At 70.9% G+C, this 3,983-nt stretch carries 3 protein-coding genes; all 3 read left to right on the top strand.

Features of this window, described 5'->3' with window-relative positions; genetic code table 11:
• Positions 1 to 137: 137 nt before the first annotated feature.
• Positions 138 to 2,285, top strand: a complete 2,148-nt coding sequence (uvrB, locus tag AOK11_RS36005; protein WP_055597846.1) for an excinuclease ABC subunit UvrB — start codon at positions 138 to 140, stop codon at positions 2,283 to 2,285.
• 160 nt (positions 2,286 to 2,445) lie between these two features.
• Complete coding sequence (locus AOK11_RS36010; protein WP_055597847.1) at positions 2,446 to 3,024, top strand: TerD family protein; 579 nt, start codon at positions 2,446 to 2,448, stop codon at positions 3,022 to 3,024.
• A gap of 188 nt (positions 3,025 to 3,212) precedes the next feature.
• Positions 3,213 to 3,983 (top strand): TerD family protein (locus AOK11_RS36015; protein WP_206188993.1); only part of this gene is annotated, 771 nt, incomplete at its 3' end.

Consider the following 3,983-nt stretch of genomic DNA (forward strand, 5'->3'; position numbering starts at 1 on the left):
CCCCCGGCACCACTCCTCCCCGACGCACCCGACACGCCTGCGGCCGCGTGCCCGCGGCCCCGTCGAGCACCGCACCCGCACCCCGCAGAAACACTGAGCGGGACCCGTTGTCAGCGGGGGGTCGTACCGTGGGTGACATGCGGCCCGTTTCCCAGATCGAACGCACGGTGGCGCCCTTCGAGGTCGTCAGCCCCTTCCAGCCCAGCGGCGACCAGCCGACGGCCATCGCCGACCTCGCCCGGCGCATCGAAGCAGGCGAGAAGGACGTCGTCCTCCTGGGCGCGACCGGCACCGGCAAGTCCGCCACCACCGCGTGGATGATCGAGAAGCTCCAGCGCCCCACCCTGGTCATGGCGCCGAACAAGACTCTGGCCGCCCAGCTGGCCAACGAGTTCCGCGAGCTGCTCCCGAACAACGCGGTCGAATACTTCGTCTCGTACTACGACTACTACCAGCCCGAGGCGTACGTCCCGCAGTCGGACACCTACATCGAGAAGGACTCCTCGGTCAACGAGGAGGTCGAGCGGCTGCGCCACTCCGCGACCAACTCCCTGCTCACCCGCCGCGACGTCGTCGTGGTCGCCTCCGTCTCCTGCATCTACGGCCTCGGCACCCCGCAGGAGTACGTGGACCGCATGGTGCCGCTCCGCGTCGGCGAGGAATTCGACCGGGACGAGCTGCTGCGCCGCTTCGTGGACATCCAGTACACGCGCAACGACCTGGCCTTCACCCGGGGCACCTTCCGCGTCCGCGGTGACACCATCGAGATCTTCCCGGTCTACGAGGAGCTCGCCGTCCGCATCGAGATGTTCGGCGACGAGATCGAGGCGCTCTCCACGCTCCACCCGGTCACCGGCGAGATCATCAGCGACGACCAGCAGCTGTACGTCTTCCCGGCCTCCCACTACGTCGCCGGCCCCGAACGCATGGAGCGGGCCGTCAACGACATCGAGAAGGAACTCACCGGGCGCCTCGCCGAGCTGGAGAAGCAGGGCAAGCTCCTGGAGGCCCAGCGCTTGCGGATGCGCACCACCTACGACCTCGAGATGCTCCGCCAGATCGGCAGCTGCTCCGGCGTCGAGAACTACTCGATGCACTTCGACGGCCGCCTGCCCGGCTCCCCGCCGAACACCCTGATGGATTACTTCCCGGAGGACTTCCTCCTGGTCATCGACGAGTCGCACGTCACCGTGCCGCAGATCGGCGCCATGTACGAGGGCGACGCCTCCCGCAAGCGCACCCTCGTCGACCACGGCTTCCGGCTCCCCTCCGCCCTGGACAACCGCCCGCTGAAGTGGGAGGAGTTCCAGAAGCGCATCGGCCAGGCCGTGTACCTCTCGGCCACCCCCGGCCAGTACGAGCTCTCCCGCTCGGACGGCGTCGTCGAGCAGATCATCCGCCCCACCGGCCTGGTCGACCCCGAGGTCGTCGTCAAGCCCACCGAGGGCCAGATCGACGACCTGGTGCACGAGATCCGCTCGCGCGTCGAGAAGGACGAGCGCGTCCTGGTGACCACGCTCACCAAGAAGATGGCCGAGGACCTCACCGACTACTTCCTCGAACTCGGCATCCAGGTGCGCTACCTCCACAGCGACGTCGACACCCTGCGCCGCGTCGAGCTGCTCCGGGAGCTGCGCAGCGGCGAGTACGACGTCCTCGTCGGCATCAACCTGCTGCGTGAGGGACTCGATCTGCCCGAGGTGTCCCTGGTCGCGATCCTCGACGCGGACAAGGAGGGCTTCCTGCGCTCCGGCACCTCCCTGATCCAGACCATCGGCCGTGCCGCGCGCAATGTCTCCGGCCAGGTCCACATGTACGCGGACAGGATCACCCCGGCGATGGAGAAGGCCATCGACGAGACCAACCGCCGCCGGGAGAAGCAGGTCGCCTACAACCGGGCGAAGGGCATCGACCCCCAGCCGCTCCGCAAGAAGATCAACGACATCGTCTCCCAGATTGCCCGCGAGGACATCGACACCGAGCAGCTGCTGGGCTCCGGCTACCGCCAGGCCAAGAAGGACGGCGGCGGGGCCAAGGCCCCCGTGCCCGCGCTCGGCGCCAAGGCGGCCAAGGGCGCGAAGGGGGCGAAGGGCAGGGCCAAGGGTGCCGAGCCGGTGCCCACCGACCGGCCTGCGGCGGAGCTCGCCGGGGAGATCGAGGAACTCACCGCACGGATGCGGGCCGCCGCCGCGGACCTCCAGTTCGAGATCGCGGCCCGGCTGCGCGACGAGGTCTCCGAGATGAAGAAGGAGTTGCGGCAGATGCGGGAGGTGGGGCTGTCCTGACGGCGCCGTTCTTCGGCCCGGCGCCCGTCCGGCACGGGCTGTGTTGCAAGACCGACACAAAGTGCGAACCGGGGTGCGTCACCGTCGGTGCTCCTGCGTAGGGTTCTGGGCATCCGCGGTTTCGCGGCAACAGGGGAAAGTCCGAGAGGGGAATCAGCGCGTGACCGTCAACATGACCAAGGGTCAGGCCATCAGTCTGCAGAAGAACGACGGCGGCAGCCTGACCGCGGTCCGCATGGGTCTCGGCTGGCAGGCGGCTCCCCGCCGCGGCCTGTTCGGCTCGCGTACCCGGGAGATCGACCTGGACGCCTCCGCCGTCCTGTTCGCGGACAAGCAGCCGGTCGACGTCGTCTTCTTCCGCCACCTGGTGAGCGACGACGGCTCCGTGCGTCACACCGGCGACAACCTCGTCGGCGGCGTCGGCCAGGGCGGCGACGACGAGGCCATCCTCGTCGACCTGTCCCGTGTCCCGGTCCACATCGACCAGATCGTCTTCACCGTCAACTCCTTCACGGGCCAGACCTTCCAGGAGGTGCAGAACGCGTTCTGCCGTCTCGTCGACGAGACCAACGGCCAGGAACTCGCCCGCTACACCCTGGCCGGCGGCGGCGCCTACACGGCCCAGCTCATGGCGAAGGTGCACCGCTCGGGCACGGGCTGGACGATGACGGCCCTCGGCAACCCGGCCAACGGCCGCACCTTCCAGGACCTCATGCCGTCGATCCTGCCGGTGCTCTGAGCATCCGCAGCGGCACCCGGTCGAGCAACCCGCAGCACCCGAAGCGCCGGCCGGCCCCGTCGGGGCCGGTGAGCGGCGCCCGGACCCTCACCAGGTGACGCAGCGAGCGGCACGTCACCGGCGGCACGTCACGCACGACGGAACACGAGCGACACACGCGAAGCACGCGACACAGGGGGACGAGGGCGATGACGGCTGAGCTGGTGCGGGGTCAGAACCACCCCCTCTCCCAGTCCCGTCTCGAGATCCGGGTCTCGGCCGGCACGCCGGTTGTGACCGTGGCCGCGCTCGGCGACGAGGACGGCCGGATCCACGGGGTGGAGTGGGTGGCCCACCCGGGCGCACCCACCCGGCCCGGCCTGGAGGTGTCGCGGCAGGCCGCGGCCGACCACCGGCTCGCGGTGGACCTGGACGCCCTGGCCGACACGGTCCACCGCGTCGGCGTGCTGCTCGCCCTGCCCGCCCCCGCCGGCGGCCAGGGCCCCACCCGCTTCGGCGCCGTCGCCGCACCCTTCGTCGCGGTCACCGGGCTGGACGGCACCGAAATGGCCAGCTACACCATCACCGGCCTGGAAGCCGAAACGGCCGTCATCGCCCTGGAGCTCTACCGGCGCCAGGGAGCCTGGAAGGTGCGCGCGGTCGGCCAGGGGTACGCCGGCGGCCTGGCCGACCTTCTCACCGACCAGGCACTGCCCCAGGCGCAGCAGCTCGCGGGCAGCATCGAGGAAGCGGTCACCAGGGGCCTCGCCCGCTCCGTGCAGGCGCCACCGCCCCGCCCCTCCGACGGCGACCGCGCACGCCGGACAGCCACCCCGGCCCACCACCCCGACCAGAGCGCCGCCACCGCACCCCAGGGCGATCCCGGCCCCGTGCCGCCCGCGTACGGCCGCCGGCCGGCCGGACCGCAGCCGGCGTACCCCGGGGGAGCCGCGGAGCCGTCCGCGGCGCCGGCCGGCGGC

Origin of the sequence: Streptomyces hirsutus, from assembly GCF_001418415.1 — a bacterium.
GTDB classification, from domain to species: Bacteria; Actinomycetota; Actinomycetes; order Streptomycetales; family Streptomycetaceae; genus Streptomyces; species Streptomyces hirsutus.

What these genes read in the sequence shown, in the direction of transcription:
- uvrB (WP_055597846.1), top strand. Translation starts at nt 138, where the DNA reads ATGCGGCCCGTTTCCCAGATCGAACGCACGGTGGCGCCCTTCGAGGTC.